The organism is Flavobacterium sp. R1_16, from assembly GCF_057652095.1.
Genome location: NZ_JBYFCG010000003.1, coordinates 261046 through 275645 on the forward strand (window position 1 = coordinate 261046; position 14600 = coordinate 275645).

15 protein-coding genes are annotated in these 14600 nt (G+C 31.3%); 13 read left to right on the forward strand and 2 right to left on the reverse strand.

Annotated features, from left to right (window positions below; translation table 11 throughout):
• Window positions 1-3: 3 nt before the first annotated feature.
• The 5 genes from ligA to AC23L6_RS07360 all read left to right on the forward strand — a co-directional run bounded on the left by ligA (window position 4) and on the right by AC23L6_RS07360 (window position 4964).
• Entirely contained in the window at window positions 4-2010 is a 2007-nt protein-coding gene (ligA, locus tag AC23L6_RS07340) for an NAD-dependent DNA ligase LigA (RefSeq protein WP_487561326.1), read from the forward strand.
• A complete protein-coding gene (locus tag AC23L6_RS07345) occupies window positions 2000-2665 on the forward strand; it encodes a lysoplasmalogenase (protein ID WP_487561325.1) in 666 nt (221 codons plus the stop codon). The genes ligA and AC23L6_RS07345 overlap by 11 nt, the downstream gene beginning before the upstream one ends.
• A gap of 144 nt (window positions 2666-2809) precedes the next feature.
• Complete coding sequence (locus AC23L6_RS07350; protein ID WP_487561324.1) at window positions 2810-3529, forward strand: lysoplasmalogenase family protein; 720 nt, start codon at window positions 2810-2812, stop codon at window positions 3527-3529.
• A gap of 41 nt (window positions 3530-3570) precedes the next feature.
• Window positions 3571-4254, forward strand: coding sequence for a hypothetical protein (locus AC23L6_RS07355; protein ID WP_487561323.1), 684 nt, complete (start codon window positions 3571-3573; stop codon window positions 4252-4254).
• Window positions 4255-4277: 23 nt separating this feature from the next.
• The gene (locus AC23L6_RS07360; protein ID WP_487561322.1) at window positions 4278-4964 is read left to right on the forward strand and encodes a lysoplasmalogenase family protein; all 687 of its coding nucleotides are present in this window, start codon (window positions 4278-4280) and stop codon (window positions 4962-4964) included.
• Here AC23L6_RS07360 and AC23L6_RS07365 read toward each other — a convergent pair.
• Window positions 4951-5862 carry a metallophosphoesterase gene (locus AC23L6_RS07365; RefSeq protein WP_487561321.1) on the reverse strand — a complete coding sequence of 304 codons (912 nt, stop codon included), beginning with the start codon at window positions 5860-5862 and terminating at the stop codon, window positions 4951-4953. The genes AC23L6_RS07360 and AC23L6_RS07365 overlap by 14 nt on opposite strands.
• A 127-nt stretch (window positions 5863-5989) precedes the next feature.
• Window positions 5990-6766 (reverse strand): 5'-nucleotidase C-terminal domain-containing protein, encoded by a 777-nt coding sequence (locus AC23L6_RS07370; protein WP_487561320.1) that lies wholly within the window; start codon window positions 6764-6766, stop codon window positions 5990-5992.
• Window positions 6767-6815: 49 nt separating this feature from the next.
• Here AC23L6_RS07370 and AC23L6_RS07375 point away from each other — a divergent pair, with 49 nt between their 5' ends.
• The 8 genes from AC23L6_RS07375 to fabV all read left to right on the forward strand — a co-directional run bounded on the left by AC23L6_RS07375 (window position 6816) and on the right by fabV (window position 14508).
• Window positions 6816-7334, forward strand: a complete 519-nt coding sequence (locus AC23L6_RS07375; protein ID WP_487561319.1) for a DUF6913 domain-containing protein — start codon at window positions 6816-6818, stop codon at window positions 7332-7334.
• A gap of 1 nt (window position 7335) precedes the next feature.
• Window positions 7336-8223 carry a 4-hydroxy-tetrahydrodipicolinate synthase gene (dapA, locus tag AC23L6_RS07380; protein ID WP_487561318.1) on the forward strand — a complete coding sequence of 296 codons (888 nt, stop codon included), beginning with the start codon at window positions 7336-7338 and terminating at the stop codon, window positions 8221-8223.
• Window positions 8224-8326: 103 nt separating this feature from the next.
• A complete protein-coding gene (locus AC23L6_RS07385; RefSeq protein ID WP_487561316.1) occupies window positions 8327-9127 on the forward strand; it encodes an outer membrane protein assembly factor BamD in 801 nt (266 codons plus the stop codon).
• A 9-nt stretch (window positions 9128-9136) separates the two neighbouring features.
• On the forward strand, window positions 9137-9454 hold the full coding sequence (locus AC23L6_RS07390) for a DNA-directed RNA polymerase subunit omega (RefSeq protein WP_487561315.1): 318 nt from the start codon (window positions 9137-9139) through the stop codon (window positions 9452-9454).
• Between the two features lie 4 nt (window positions 9455-9458).
• Window positions 9459-10667 (forward strand): bifunctional phosphopantothenoylcysteine decarboxylase/phosphopantothenate--cysteine ligase CoaBC, encoded by a 1209-nt coding sequence (coaBC, locus tag AC23L6_RS07395; protein WP_487561314.1) that lies wholly within the window; start codon window positions 9459-9461, stop codon window positions 10665-10667.
• Window positions 10660-11547 carry a type IX secretion system protein PorD gene (gene porD / locus AC23L6_RS07400; RefSeq protein ID WP_487561313.1) on the forward strand — a complete coding sequence of 296 codons (888 nt, stop codon included), beginning with the start codon at window positions 10660-10662 and terminating at the stop codon, window positions 11545-11547. Before coaBC ends, porD begins: the two co-directional genes overlap by 8 nt.
• Window positions 11548-11591: 44 nt before the next feature.
• On the forward strand, window positions 11592-13244 hold the full coding sequence (gene recN, locus AC23L6_RS07405; protein ID WP_487561312.1) for a DNA repair protein RecN: 1653 nt from the start codon (window positions 11592-11594) through the stop codon (window positions 13242-13244).
• Between the two features lie 73 nt (window positions 13245-13317).
• Window positions 13318-14508 carry an enoyl-ACP reductase FabV gene (gene fabV / locus AC23L6_RS07410; protein WP_487561311.1) on the forward strand — a complete coding sequence of 397 codons (1191 nt, stop codon included), beginning with the start codon at window positions 13318-13320 and terminating at the stop codon, window positions 14506-14508.
• Window positions 14509-14600: the final 92 nt, after the last annotated feature.

Genomic DNA, 14600 nt, shown 5'->3' on the forward strand with positions numbered 1-14600 from the left:
TTCATGGATAGTAAACAAACCATTTTATCGTTGCGAGAGGAATTAAATCGTCACAATCATAATTATTATGTTTTAGACAAACCAACTATTTCAGACTATGAATTTGATTTGAAACTAAAAGAGCTTCAGGATTTAGAATCAAAACACCCAGAATATTTTGATGAAAATTCGCCTACACAGAGAGTAGGAGGAGCGATTACCAAAAATTTTAAAACCGTTGCTCACGACTATAGAATGTATTCTTTAGATAATTCTTATTCAAAAGAGGATTTGATAGATTGGGAAAACAGAATTCAGAAAGTTTTAGGAAATGTTGTCATAGAATATACATGTGAATTAAAATACGATGGTGCCTCTATAAGTATTACTTATGAAAATGGAAAGTTAAAACGGGCTGTTACACGTGGTGATGGATTTCAAGGCGATGACGTTACCGCCAACATTAAAACGATTAAATCAATTCCGTTACAGTTAAACGGAACCAATTATCCCGAAAAGTTTGATATTCGAGGAGAAATCATTCTGCCGTTTGAAGGTTTTGAAAAAATGAACCAAGAGTTGATAGAAATCGGTGAAACTCCTTATTCTAATCCCAGAAATACGGCCTCTGGGAGTTTAAAACTACAAGACAGTAGTGAAGTAGCAAAACGACCTTTGGATTGTCTTTTGTATTTTTTAATTGGAAATAATTTACCTTTTAACACACAGTATGACGGATTAGAAACTGCTAGAGAATGGGGCTTTAAAGTGCCAAAAGAGGCAAAGTTAGCTTATACCTTAGACCAAGTATTTCAATATATTGATTATTGGGATGTTCATAGACATGATTTGCCCTATGAGACTGATGGAGTGGTGGTAAAGGTGAATCGTTTTCAGTACCAAGAGGAGCTAGGCTATACCGCAAAATCTCCTCGTTGGGCAATGGCTTATAAATTTAAATCTGAACAGGTAGCTACAAAACTTCACTCTATTTCATATCAAGTTGGAAGAACAGGAGCCATAACACCTGTTGCCAATTTAGAGCCTGTACAACTAGCAGGTACAGTAGTCAAAAGAGCATCACTACATAATGCCGATCAAATAGAAAAATTGGATATCAGAATTGGAGATACTGTTTTTGTTGAAAAAGGAGGAGAGATTATCCCAAAAATTATAGTTGTTGACCTATCTAAAAGGCAAGAGAATTCTACACCTACACAATACATTACACATTGTCCTGAATGCAATACGGAATTAGTAAGAACCGAAGGCGAAGCCAATCATTATTGTCCTAATTTTTATGGATGTCCACCACAAATTATTGGTAGAATTCAGCATTTTATTTCTCGGAAAGCCATGGATATTGAAGGGTTAGGAGGAGAGACGGTGGCTTTATTATTCAATAACGGATTAGTTCGTAATTATGCGGATTTGTATGAATTGACCGTTGAACAAATTTTACCTTTGGAACGAATGGCTCAGAAATCGGCTGAAAATTTGGTAAAAGGTGTTGAAAAATCTAAGGGCATTCCATTTGAAAATGTTTTGTTTGCCCTGGGAATTCGTTATGTAGGGGAAACTGTAGCCAAGAAACTAGCAAGGCATTATAAGAATATCGATGCTTTAAGTCATGCTACAATAATGGATTTAATTTTAGTAGACGAAATTGGCGATAGAATCGCTCAAAGTGTGATTGATTTTTTTGCAAATGAAGAAAATAGAATCATCATAGAACGTTTGAAACAATACGGCGTTCAATTTGAGGTAGTTGAAAAAGTAAATCCCAATGCGACCGACAAACTATCGGGTAAAACGTTTGTAGTTTCTGGGGTTTTCGAAAAATTTTCTAGAGACGATTTAAAAAAAGCTATTGAAGATAATGGTGGAAAAGTAGGAAGTTCAATCTCTGCAAAAACCGATTATGTAGTTGCTGGAGAGAATATGGGACCTGCAAAATTAGAAAAAGCCAATCAGTTAAAAATCCCAATTATATCTGAGGATGATTTTATACAATTAGTAAATGAAAGTTAGTACACCTTCATTGATTTTTTATTTTTTTGTTTGTGCATTGACTATTTTTTTTAGTCTGATGGGTGATGATATGTCAGCTATTTATGCAAAGTCAATTGTTGTACCTTCCATCTTTATTTATTTTTTTATTGAAAATAATTATCGGCTAGATGTAAAAAAAGCATTCATTTTTTTATTGAGTTTTATAGGTGAAATTTATTACATACTAGATAATAATTTGACAGAAATTACTCCAATGATTTGTTTCATGCTTGTCTATATTCTATTGATACTCATGATGCTTCGTAATCTTGATTCATTCAAGTTTATTAAAGAAAAAAGTATGCAAATTGTACTTGTAGTTCTTTTAATTTGTGGATTCATGCTGACTATTTTGAATTTAAAATTTGAAGATGTACAATTTAATTTTTCCTATTTTATAGTCTATGGTATTGTTCTAGGAGTAGTTACGCTATTGACTTTTACCAATTTTATTTTGAAACCATCCTACTCTTTTTTTAACCTAGTTTTGATGTCTATTTGCTTTGTGTTTTCGGATGTATTTTATCTAATCCATAATTTTTATTTTCCTCTTACAGCCTTTAAGGTTTTGGGTATCAGCACCCAGGTTTTTTCCTATTATTTTATGGTTAAGTATTTTCAACAGCCTAAATAATTAGAAAACAGTTTTTTATAATTACAACTATTCATTGTTTATAAAGCTTTTTTTTTCTTAATATTGTTAAATAATTATGTTTTTTTAACAGTATTCAAGTTGAATTAAATGCAAATCAGGTTTTATTATTGGTAAATAATTATCATGGGAAAAATAAAATTAGTGTCGAGCGAATTAAGAAGAAATGGTTTTGTAAACGGTTTGTTAGGCATATATCTTTTCATGGCTTTGGTTGAAGTAGTGGCTGAATATAGTTTGAGTACTTTTTTTGTCCTCATAACAAAACCTTTTTTGATACCCCTACTTTTAATAATGTATCTCATCAAAAGACGAAAGCCTAATCTAATTTACATTGCGTCATTACTTTTTGCATGGCTATCTGGTTTCTTTCTAATGTTTGCACATTACCAGTTCATACTTATTGGTGCTTTTTTTTCTATGCTTTTTTTCGGAACAATAGTTTATTTGATTTACAAAATTTCTAAAATTTCAAGTTCAGTTTTTTTCATTATTTGTTGCGCTCCATTTTTATTAGGATATACTTTTTTTATTGTTATGGCCCATGAACAATTAGAAAATATATACTATTTGTTTATTTTACAGAGTATTTGCATGATTTTTCTGGGTGGCTTTGCTTCTAGTAGTTATATTATGCATCCTAATAGATCGAATACAAATCTATTTATATCTATCACGCTCTTTATTGTATCTCAGTTTGTTTTAATTTTAAAGACTCGAATTTCGATTCACTTTTATCAACCTATTCAGACACTTTTGTACGTTTTTGCTCAATACATTTTTTATGAATATGTTGTTTTTGAGGAAAAAAGAAGGAGATATTATGAAATTAGAAATGCTATTTAAAAATTAGCCTTGTTTTTTGTACTTTTATAGCAAATTAAATTATGATGAAAAATAATGATAAGACACTAATTACAGTAATTAGTAGTTTTTATTTTATAATCGCGCTGTACGAGATTCTTGCTTATTTTATATTCAATGAAGTAGTCGTATTTTCAACTATTTCAATTCCCGTTTTGTTGATTGGTCTTTACTTCATGTCATCTGCAAAGCGAAATTTTCTTTTTTTTGGTGTTCTCTTTTTTTTATTGCTAGAAAATCTCTGTTCGCTTTTTTGTGACTCAAAATTGTATGTAGGTGTCATTTGCTCAACTTTACAAAAAATAGTACTTATAGTACTAATCTATAAGCTAGTCAAGGAAAGAAATTATCTGTACCTTTCAATTGTCTCTATTGCTTTTTTATTGATTTTTCTATACCTGTTTTCCACAACAAATGAGACTTCATATGTTGATTTTAAATTTTTAATGACACACAATATTTTGACATCTGTTTTAGGAGGACTAGCTGTATCAAATTATATAGTTGATGATAACAGACAAAATTCTTGGCTATTAATTAGCGTTCTCTTGTTTATTGGACTTAGATTTATGCTTTTTATTCAAAGTTTTTATTTGACGGATTTGACCTTACCTGTAATAAAACCTATTATTATTACTTTAAATATTTTTGCGTATTTTACTCTGTATAAATTCGTTATTGAAGCTGAAAAGAATGAAATAGAATAACTTACTATAAAAAGAGAATCGCCATGGTGAATTATCTAAAACAAAACAATAAGTCGGCATTATTTATCAAAATATATTTTTTGATAACTGTTGTTTTAGTTGTTGCAGAGGCTTTTAAAATAAAAAGCTTATTGTATTGTAGTAAGCCGTTATTAATTCCTTGCTTAGTTGCTCTTTATATGCTGCACTCTAATAACAGAAGTTTTTGGTATTTAATTTCGCTGTTTTTTGCTTTAGTTTCAAATATTCTATTTATCTCTACGGAGCAAAACTTTTTATTGTTTGGGATAATCTCTTTTATGATTTACAGGATACTTTCCATTTTAACGATAATACAACTAACAGATAAAGTTTTAATTTTTCCACTAGTTTTAGCCACACTACCGTTTGTTTTTATTTTTTCAGGTTTGATAAATTTAACCATAAGTACAAGTTCAACTAGTTTTTACCCAGTGGTTGCAAATGGTTTTTTCATTTCAATTTTCAGCGGTATTGCATTATCAAATTTTGTGATGGACGACAATAAACAGAATTCATGGTTGATAATAAGTGCGTTGTTATTTATGGTATTGGTGTTTTTATTTATGTTTCAAAAGTATTACATCACAAATATTGTTTTTCAACCTTTATCTGCTTTAATTTTTTCATCTGCACACTATGCATTTTATAAATTTGTTGTCGAATCAGAGGAACAAGTCAGACAACAATAGCTTTACCTTCATGTAGTTTTGATTGATCATTGTCAAAGTAAAAATCGATTCTTCCGAGGTTAATACCATAGCATCCAACTTGATTGACAATAACATCTTTGTCATCAGCATTTTTTACAACTGTGGGTTTTTCTAAAAAAGTGTGTGTATGCCCACCAATAATTAAATCAATATCATTAGTAAGGGTTGCCAATTTTAAGTCACAAATTTTATCTGGCTCATTTTTATATTGGTACCCTATGTGTGATAGGCAAATAACTAAATCACATTTTTTATCATGTTTTAAAATTCGTGCCATATCCTGAGAAATCTCAACAGGATTCAGATACACTGTTTCCTTGTAGTTTTTTTTATCGACAAGTCCAGCCAATTCTACACCAAGTCCAAAGATTCCGACTTTAATCCCGTCTTTGTATATTATTTTATAAGGTTTTACAATTCCATTTAAAACGGTGTTCTTAAAATCATAATTTGCAGAAACAAAATCAAAATTTGCATTGTGCATCTGGGAATAGAAACCATCAATTCCATTGTCAAAATCGTGATTGCCTAAAGTTGCCAAATCATATTTCATCATGCTCATTAATTTCAGTTCCAATTCGCCACCATAATAGTTGAAATAGGGAGTACCTTGAAAAATATCACCTGCATCCAACAGTAAAACATTCGAATTCTCTTTTCTGATGCTATCAATTAAGGCTGCTCTTCTTGCTACTCCACCCATATTAGGGTTTTTCGGATGATTTGCTGGAAATGGGTCAATATAACTATGTACATCATTAGTATGAAGAATAGTCAAGTGTTTCTTTTTTAATGTTTCAAAGCTACTCAACGATAACCCTAAACCCATAAGAGCAGTACTTGCGGCAGTTTTTTGAATGAAATCTCTTCTTTTCATATGCTGAATTTATTGTTTTTCATCGGTCATATGTAATTTGCATATCATTATTGTTGTTAGCGACAAATTTGAAATAATGCTCATTTCATATTATTTTGGTGGTATTTACTCGATAATTTTTTTAAAATTATTCAACACTTATTCTTTTATCTTTAACGAGAGGAATTGTGTCTACTTCTTTAAAATAGTCAATTAATATGTTTCTTAGTTTGTAGTCTATGGGATAGTTAGTAACACCTTTTTTAAAGAAATTCATATTATCACCACCATTGGCCAAATAGTCTGAAGTTACAACATAATACACCATTTCATTTTCAAGAGGCTTGCCTTGAATCAGTATATTCTTGGCTGTAGCATCTTTTCCTATGGTAAAAGTCAAACCTGACAATGGATGTGGTTTTTTTTCCGTGATTATATAGTTGGCAATTTCAAGTATTTGTTCACCCTTCAGCGCTACAACAATTGCTGCATTTTCAAAAGGCATAATTTCAAATGCTACTCGCGTAGTAACAGCTCCCTTAGGGATAATTGAACGAATCCCTCCGTGATTAAGTAGGCATATATCAATGTTTTTTTGTTCTCTTTTATTGAAAATAGAATTGCTCCTTTCTAAAGTAACATCAGCAAGCAAATTGCCAATTGACGATTGCCATTCTCCCGTCTTGTCTATCGTTTCAGGAGCATAGGCCAAAACTGTATTCAAATCTTTATCGATGTTTTCTCTGTAAGGCTTTATAACATCTTCAAATGTTGCTAAATCTATATTTTCATTGGTAATGCCAATTTTTTTACCTTCAATTCTGCTAACAAATAATGGAGTATTTGCACAAGAAACAAAAAGAAGAAGTGTTAAGAATATAACAAAATGTTGTAATAATGAGTTATAGTTTTTTAGTTTTGCCATCTTAGTTTGCAACTTATTTAAGTAATTTTGTAATTCAAGTAAATGTACTATGTTTTTAAATTATCTCAAGAATTTTTTCACAAAAAAAATTGTTAAAGACACGATTTCAAATGTAAAAACCATTGAGTCTGATGATTACATAAAAACAGTTGGGATTGTTTTTGATGAATCTTATTTCTATGAAAAAGAGGCATTAGTACAGGAATTGGTTAAAAATGGAATAGTAGAAAACAACATCAAAATACTAGTCTTTAAAGACAAAATAAAAAAGAATGAGGTTTTCGATTATCCAACATTTAGTCATAAAGATTTGAGTTGGACGGCAACTTTTGACAAATCTGAAGTTAAAGATTTCATAGCTCAAAAATTTGATTTATTAATCAATTATTATGACACTGAAAAATCAGCTTTGTTGTTAGTTAGTAACCAATCTAAAGCTAGTTTTAAAGTAGGTTTTTCATCAATTGATAAAAAATTAAATCATTTTATGATTAACACTAATGCAGAGAATTATCAAATTTTTATAGAAGAATTATTTAAGTACTTAAAAATATTAAACAAAATATAATATGCAATCATTAATTGGAACTGGAGTTGCACTAGTTACACCCTTTAAGAAAGATTTATCTGTTGATGTAGAGGCTTTAAAAGCAATAGTAAATTATCAGATAGATAACGGAGTAGACTATCTGGTGGTTCTTGGAACTACAGCTGAAAATGCTACTCTGAATGAGGAAGAAAAAGAACTAGTAATTCAAACTATTATTGACGCTAATAATGATAAATTACCCTTAGTTCTGGGAGTAGGAGGTAACGATACTCGAGAGATAGTGACTGAACTGCAAACCAGAGATTTTTCTAAATTTGCAGCAATACTCTCTGTTTCACCTTATTATAATAAGCCTTCTCAAGAAGGAATATATCAGCATTTTAAAGCAATAGCCCAAGCATCGCCAATACCTGTAATTCTATACAATGTTCCTGGACGAACAGCAAGTAATATGTTGCCATCAACAGTAATTCGATTGGCCAATGATTTTAAAAATATTGTTGCTATCAAAGAAGCATCTGGAGATATTGTCCAAGCAATGAAATTGATTCAAAATAAACCAAAGGATTTTCTAATCATTTCAGGTGATGATGATGTAACGTTACCTATTATTTTAGCAGGTGGAAGTGGAGTGATATCAGTTATTGGTGAGGGTTTCCCAAAACAAACTTCAGAAATGGTACATTTGGCCTTAAACAGACGAGTGGACGAAGCGTATCAGTTGCAGTACCTTTTGGCAGATAGTATTGATATGATTTTTGAACAAGGTAATCCAGCTGGAATAAAAGAGATATTTAAAGCACTTGGCCTATCAGAAAATACAGTTCGATTACCACTTGTAAATGTTGATGAAGAGTTGGCAAAACGATTGCACCAAGAAGTATCTAGAATCAATAATTTGAATTAAATTTCTTAGGCAAAAAAATATTTTGTAGTCTCTAATTATTGACTAAATTTGCAGTTGGTTTTTTGAAATTTAAAAAACGTACAAATAATTCAGATTCTTCTAAGTGAAAAAAAATAAAATTTTAAGTTTATTGCTTGTTGTAGTTTTCTTCTACTCCTGTAGCGATTATCAGAAAGCATTAAAATCTGAGGATGTATCTGTTAAGTTTGAGATGGCCTCGAAGCTTTATGAAGAAGGAAAATATGCTAAAGCGATTCGTCTTTTTGAAGAAATTGCGCCTGCTTACAGAGGCAAGCCTCAAGCTGAAAAAATGTTTTATATGTTTTCACAATCTTATTATAAAACACATCAATATTATTTAGCGGGCTATCAATTTGAAAGTTTTGCTTCTAGTTATCCAAAAAGCGAAAAAGTGGAAGAGGCCTCTTTTTTAGGTGCAAAAAGTTATTCTAAATTGTCTCCTGTGTACAGTCTAGATCAAACTGATACTAATAAGGCTATCAATAAATTACAAGAATTTATAGATGTATATCCAAATTCTGTTTATCTAGATGAAGCAAATGCAGATTTAAAGAAACTTACCGATAAAATAGAAAAGAAAGTTTTTGAAAACGCAAAGCAATACAACACGATTTCAGATCATAAATCGGCATTGGTAGCCTTAGATAATTTTATTTCTGATTATCCAGGTACCATTTACAAAGAAGAAGCTTTATTTTACAAACTCGATTCTTCCTATCAACTGGCCATTAATAGTGTTCCTTCAAAAATGGAAGAGCGCTTGAATAATGCTAAAATTGCCTATAATAATTTGATACGTTCCAGCGAAAATAAAGAATACAAAGCAAAAGCTGATGAAATGTTAGCTAGAATAGATAAAGATTTACAACAATTTTCTAAATAAATTAAAGTCATGGATTTAAAAAAGACGAATGCTCCAGTGAACACAATAACCTATAATAAAAGCGTTATTGAAGAACCAACTGGAAATGTGTATGAAGCGATAACAATTATGGCTAAACGTGCAAATCAAATCAACTCTGAGATTAAAAAAGAATTAACTGAAAAGTTAGATGAGTTTGCAACGTACAACGATAGTTTGGAGGAAGTTTTTGAAAACAAAGAACAAATTGAAGTTTCTAAATTTTATGAAAAACTACCAAAATCTCACGCTCTAGCTGTTCAAGAATGGCTTGACGATAAAATCTATTACAGAGACGCTAACAAATAACAAAATGTCAGTTTTAAGCGGTAAAAAAGTAGTGCTGGGTATTTCTGGCGGAATTGCCGCATATAAAACAGCTCATTTGGTTAGACTTTTTATAAAAGCAGGTGCTCAGGTCCAAGTGATTATGACACCTGCTTCTAAAGATTTTATAACTCCCCTCACATTATCTACACTTTCTAAAAATCCTGTACATTCTACTTTCTACAATGAAGAGGAAGAGGGTGCTCAATGGAATAACCATGTTGATTTAGCACTATGGGCTGATTTTATTCTTATCGCACCAGCCACAGCAAACACATTATCAAAGATGGTCAATGGAAATTGTGATAATCTTTTGATTGCTACGTATTTATCTGCAAAGTGTCCTGTTTATTTTGCTCCAGCAATGGACTTAGACATGTACAAACACCCTTCAACAATTGCTAGTTTTAAAGCATTAAAAGCTTTCGGAAATATCATTATTCCTGCTGAAAGTGGTGAATTGGCGAGTGGTTTATCGGGTGAAGGAAGAATGGCCGAACCAGAAAATATTATAGCTTTTCTGGAAGCCGATTTTGAAAGTAAATTACCCTTAAAAGGAAAAAAAATTCTAATAACTGCTGGACCTACATACGAAGCTATAGATCCTGTACGTTTTATAGGAAATCATTCTTCAGGAAAAATGGGTTTTGATATTGCTGAAAGTGCTGCACGTTTTGGAGCTGAAGTTATTTTGGTTTCTGGACCAACTCATTGTAAAGTTGCGAATGAAAAAATTAAACAAGTTCCCGTAGTTTCTGCCCAGCAAATGTATGATGCTTGTCACTTGTATTTTGATGAAGTTGACGTTGCTATTGCTGCAGCTGCCGTTGCGGATTACCGACCAAAAACAGTGGCTAGTCAAAAAATAAAAAAATCCGATGCTAATTTTTCAATAGAGTTGGAAAAGACAAAAGATATTTTAGAATCTCTAGGGAAAATCAAGAAAAATCAGTTTTTAATTGGCTTTGCCTTAGAAACTGAAAATGAAATAGAAAATGCAAAGGCAAAAATTCAGAAAAAAAACCTAGATTTGATTGTTCTTAATTCTATGAATGATGAAGGCGCAGGATTTGGAAAATCAACAAATAAGGTTACCTTTATAGACAAACATTTTACTATTGAGCACAAGCAATTAAAATCGAAAGAAGATGTTGCAACTGACATTATTAATAAAATTATAGTTCACTATGAATAAGGTTTTAAGTTTTATTTTATTCTTTACCATAACTTTTGTAGAGGCTCAAGAGCTGAATTGTATTGTAAAAGTTAATGCAGAGCAAGTAGCAATAACCAATAATCAGGTGTTTAAAACACTTGAAAAATCATTAACTGATTTCATTAATAAGACTAATTGGACAAGTCAGGTTTACAAGCAAAATGAAAAGATAAACTGTTCGATGTTTATCAATATTACTTCATACGATTCTCAAAATTTTACAGCCACAATTCAAGTTCAGTCTTCAAGACCTGTTTTTAATTCTAGTTACTCATCTCCAATTTTTAATTATAACGATAAGGATTTTAATTTTTCTTACACTGAGTTTCAAAATCTAAATTTTAACCCAGCAACATTCGACTCTAATTTGGTTTCTGTAATTTCGTTTTACAGTTATATCATTATGGGAATGGATGCTGATACTTTTTCTTCTAAAGGAGGTACTTCAAGTTTTGAGACAGCACAAGAGATTGCTAGTGTAGCTCAAACAAGTGGCTACAAGGGATGGTCTCAAGGCGATGGCAATCAAAATAGATTTCATTTAATCAATGATTTATTATCAAATACTTATAGTCCTTTTAGAGAAGCAATGTTTCATTATCACATGCTTGGTTTAGATACAATGACTAAAGATTTGAAATCTGCAAAAACTGAGGTTAAAACAGCGATTAAAATGTTTTCAAAGATTAATTCTGTAAGACCAAACGCTTTTTTAACTAGGATATTTTTTGATGCCAAATCTGATGAAATTGTTTCTATTTTTTCTGGTGGACCAAGTGTTACTATAGATGATTTGGTAGAAAATTTAAATAGAGTTTCACCTACAAATTCAACCAAATGGGTTGAAATAAGATACTAGTTGCTAATTTATTCATAGTGCCTTACATTTTTGAACAACTGTAAATGATAACCTCACTTTCTATTGAAAACTTTGCCTTGATTGAAAAATTGTCTATCGATTTTTCTAGTGGATTTTCGACAATAACTGGTGAGACAGGTGCTGGTAAATCCATTTTGCTAGGTGCTTTAGGATTAGTCTTAGGAAAAAGAGCCGATTTGACTTCTCTAAAAAATAAAAACGAGAAGTGTATCATTGAAGCTCATTTTCAAATAGCAAACTACCATTTACAATCCTTTTTTTCATCTAATGATTTAGATTATGAAGATGAAACTATCATAAGGCGAGAAATTTTACCATCAGGAAAATCCCGAGCTTTTATCAATGATACTCCAGTAAATCTTCAAGAATTACAAGATTTGAGTTTGTTTTTGATTGATATTCACTCTCAACATCAAACACAAGAATTGTCTGAAGAAGATTTTCAGTTCCAAATTATCGATTCTATTGCTAACAATCAGGATTCAATTGCTCAATATGAACTTTTTTTAAAGTCTTTCAAAAAACAAAAAAGCGATTTAGTACTATTGCGTTCTCAAATGCAACAAGCTTTAAAAGAACAAGATTATAATTCATTTCTGCTACAAGAATTGCTAGAAGCGGATTTGATCTCTTGTGACCAATCAGAATTAGAAGCTACTTTAGAAAAACTTACTAATGTTGAAGTCATCAAAGAAAATTTGGTAAAAGCCTCATTATTAGCCAATGAAGAGCAATTTGGAGTATTACATAATTTAAAAGAAATGAAAATCGCTTTGCAAAAAGCATCTAGTTTTTCTTCTGTATATCATTCTTTATTTGAGCGATTGAACAGTGCTTTAATTGAATTGGATGATATTGTAAAGGAAATGAATAATGAATTAGAAAATCTCACAAATGATCCTGAACTTCTGGAAAGTATCAACCAAAAACTACAGTTAGTTTATACACTTCAAAAGAAACATCAAGTTGTAACCATTCCAGAATTACTTGAAATTCAAAAGGAGTTAGACAGAAAAGTTATTTCAGTTACTGATTTAGAAAATCAAATAACATCTTTAGAAAATAGCATCAAGGAAAATGAGTTTCAATTGGATAAACTTTCAAATGTAATCCATGAAAATAGAGTAAAAGCAATTCCTATTTTGTCAGAAAAATTAATTCAAATCCTAGAACAGCTCGGAATGCCAAATGTTCGTTTTAATATAGAAATTAATCCGTCATCAACCTATTTTAAGAATGGTAAAGATGAATTACAGTTTTTATTTTCGGCGAATAAGGGTTCTGATTTTGGAGTATTAAAAAAAGTGGCATCTGGTGGAGAACTTTCCAGAATAATGCTCGCTGTAAAAGCTATTTTAGCCCAATATTCAAAACTACCAACAATTATTTTTGATGAGATTGACACAGGTGTTTCTGGTGAAATTGCTATCAAAATGGGAGATATAATGAAGGAAATGAGCAAAACAATGCAGGTTTTTACTATTACGCATCTTCCACAAATTGCTGCAAAAGGGACTACACATTTTAAAGTCTTTAAAACTGTTTTCAATGAGCAAACACATTCCGAATTAAAATTGTTATCTAGCGAAGAAAGGGTTATCGAAATAGCTCAAATGCTGTCAGGAATGCAGGTATCAGATTCTGCCATAAATCATGCGAAAGCCTTGCTAGACTAAAAAAATGAGCTATATTTACAAAATTAAATATCCAATAAATTCAATTTAGCATAAACAAAATAACGATATAAGTATGATTATAGAGCCAAGAATGAGGGGATTCATTTGTTTAACATCGCACCCAAAAGGATGTGAACAAAATGTCATCAATCAAATCGAATATGTACAATCAAAAGGAACTATTAACGGGGCAAAAAAAGTACTAGTAATAGGAGCTTCGACAGGTTTTGGTTTAGCATCAAGAATAACAAGTGCGTTTGGTTCAGATGCTGCAACAATTGGAGTGTTTTTTGAAAAACCACCAACGGAAGGAAAAACGGCTTCACCAGGCTGGTATAATTCAGCGGCTTTTGAAAATGAAGCTCACAAAGCAGGATTATATGCTAAAAGTATCAATGGTGATGCCTTTTCTGATGAAATAAAAAAACAAACATTAGACCTGATAAAAGCTGATTTAGGGCAGGTGGATTTGGTCATTTATAGTTTGGCTTCTCCAGCTCGTCTTCATCCAAAGACAGGAGTATTGCATCGTTCTGTTTTAAAACCAATTGGACAAACATTTTCAAATAAAACCGTTGATTTTCACTCTGGATTGGTATCAAACGTATCGATTGAACCATGTAATGACGAAGATATTCTTAACACAATTGCTGTAATGGGTGGTGAAGATTGGTCCATGTGGATTGATGCGTTAAAAGCTGAAAATTTACTAGCTGATGGAGCTGTAACAGTAGCTTATTCTTACATTGGACCATCATTAACTGAGGCTGTATATAGAAAAGGAACAATCGGACGAGCAAAAGATCATTTAGAAGCGACTGCTTTTGAAATTACGGACAGCATATCCTCTATTAATGGTAAAGCTTATGTTTCTGTCAATAAAGCATTAGTTACCCAAGCTAGTTCTGCGATACCAGTAATTCCTTTGTATATTTCGTTATTGTATAAAATAATGAAAGAGAAAGGCATTCACGAAGGTTGTATTGAGCAAATTCAGCGTTTGTATCAAGAAAGGTTGTATACTGGTAAACCCATACTTTTGGACGAAAAAGGAAGAATTCGAATTGATGATTGGGAAATGAGGGAAGATGTTCAAGATCAAGTAGCCAAATTGTGGATTGAAGCTACCTCAGATAATTTAAACGAAATAGGAGATTTAGAAGGATACAGAAAAGACTTTTATAATCTATTTGGTTTTGACGTTCCAAAGGTCGATTACAAGGCAGATACTAATGAATTAGTTGCCATTCCGAGTATTCAGTAAACGGTCGTAATTAGTTATCATTCAACATATCATCCTAATTATCTTAATTCATTTTTAAGACATTAGGATGTTTTTTTTGAATACTATTAAAA

Bases quoted from the DNA above. Each gene is read 5' to 3' on its own strand.
- ligA (WP_487561326.1), top strand. From the start codon at position 4: ATGGATAGTAAACAAACCATTTTATCGTTGCGAGAGGAATTAAATCGT.
- AC23L6_RS07345 (WP_487561325.1), top strand. From the start codon at position 2,000: ATGAAAGTTAGTACACCTTCATTGATTTTTTATTTTTTTGTTTGTGCA.
- AC23L6_RS07350 (WP_487561324.1), top strand. From the start codon at position 2,810: ATGGGAAAAATAAAATTAGTGTCGAGCGAATTAAGAAGAAATGGTTTT.
- AC23L6_RS07355 (WP_487561323.1), top strand. From the start codon at position 3,571: ATGATGAAAAATAATGATAAGACACTAATTACAGTAATTAGTAGTTTT.
- AC23L6_RS07360 (WP_487561322.1), top strand. From the start codon at position 4,278: ATGGTGAATTATCTAAAACAAAACAATAAGTCGGCATTATTTATCAAA.
- AC23L6_RS07365 (WP_487561321.1), bottom strand. From the start codon at position 5,862: ATGAAAAGAAGAGATTTCATTCAAAAAACTGCCGCAAGTACTGCTCTT.
- AC23L6_RS07370 (WP_487561320.1), bottom strand. From the start codon at position 6,766: ATGGCAAAACTAAAAAACTATAACTCATTATTACAACATTTTGTTATA.
- AC23L6_RS07375 (WP_487561319.1), top strand. From the start codon at position 6,816: ATGTTTTTAAATTATCTCAAGAATTTTTTCACAAAAAAAATTGTTAAA.
- dapA (WP_487561318.1), top strand. From the start codon at position 7,336: ATGCAATCATTAATTGGAACTGGAGTTGCACTAGTTACACCCTTTAAG.
- AC23L6_RS07390 (WP_487561315.1), top strand. From the start codon at position 9,137: ATGGATTTAAAAAAGACGAATGCTCCAGTGAACACAATAACCTATAAT.
- coaBC (WP_487561314.1), top strand. From the start codon at position 9,459: ATGTCAGTTTTAAGCGGTAAAAAAGTAGTGCTGGGTATTTCTGGCGGA.
- porD (WP_487561313.1), top strand. From the start codon at position 10,660: ATGAATAAGGTTTTAAGTTTTATTTTATTCTTTACCATAACTTTTGTA.
- recN (WP_487561312.1), top strand. From the start codon at position 11,592: ATGATAACCTCACTTTCTATTGAAAACTTTGCCTTGATTGAAAAATTG.
- fabV (WP_487561311.1), top strand. From the start codon at position 13,318: ATGATTATAGAGCCAAGAATGAGGGGATTCATTTGTTTAACATCGCAC.